The organism is Neobacillus drentensis (genome assembly GCF_036966985.1).
Classification (GTDB): Bacteria; Bacillota; Bacilli; order Bacillales; family Cytobacillaceae; genus Neobacillus; species Neobacillus drentensis_E.
This window is the reverse complement of sequence record NZ_JBALSN010000003.1, coordinates 388-1,226: the sequence shown is the minus strand read 5'-3', so window position 1 is coordinate 1,226 and position 839 is coordinate 388. Positions and strand designations below refer to the sequence as shown.

General features: G+C 32.4%; 1 protein-coding gene. It reads right to left on the bottom strand.

The genetic code is table 11. The features are described from left to right. Nucleotides 1-567: fructose-bisphosphatase class III (locus V7659_RS00205; protein ID WP_335537392.1), on the bottom strand; the 567-nt coding region annotated here is incomplete at its 3' end. Nucleotides 568-839 lie beyond the last annotated feature (272 nt).

Sequence of the window (839 nt, the reverse complement as noted above, 5' to 3'; positions counted from 1 at the left end):
TACCAACCTCTGAGTCGTATAAGCCAGACCTGTAATGAGCTTATCTGCCTGACCAAGAGAAATAATTTGCTGAACAATTTTTGTATAATATTGTTTCTTATTTGTGGATTCATCCGTTTTGTATAGTAGCTCTTCTATAATATAAACAAACTGTTCAGGCAATGCTTTACGTAATTTTGTGCGTGTATATTTAGAAGAGGCATAGGAAATGAGCTTAATCATATGGTCAATGGTTTCTTTGTACCATTGGTGTAATTCTTGTTTATTGCCACACTTATCTCTAATTAACTTTAATTTTTCTTCAGGATAATAAACTAATGTCGCAAATTCATTAAGTTCTGTATCAGATAGTTCATCTTGAAAAAGGTCTTTAATTTTCTCTTTTACTCTACCCGAACCATTTCTTAGCACATGTTGAAAAGCATGATACTCCCCGTGTAAATCACTGACAAAATGCTCAGTCCCCTTTGGAAGATTGAGGATGGCTTCAAGATTAATAATCTCAGTTACCACTTTTTCTTCACTATCATAATTATGAGCCAGTAAATCTAAGAATTCTGTGTTCAACTTTATGGTATCTCCTTTATAATTTCTTCATTTATTTTTATCTTGAAGATTGCGTTTAATACTTAGACGGTATAAGAAAACTCAATTGAAAGGAAACAATTTAACACAGGCTCTTTTTTGATGGTTATTTACTATCAACGATACCCTAAGTTGCACACTCATGAAATTATATTTAGGTTGTAGAGGTTAAAGTCAATAAAATCATAGATAGGGACATATTTGATATGTAAAATATGTCTCTGCCTTTTGTGGCTTTGAATGAAAGCTGCACC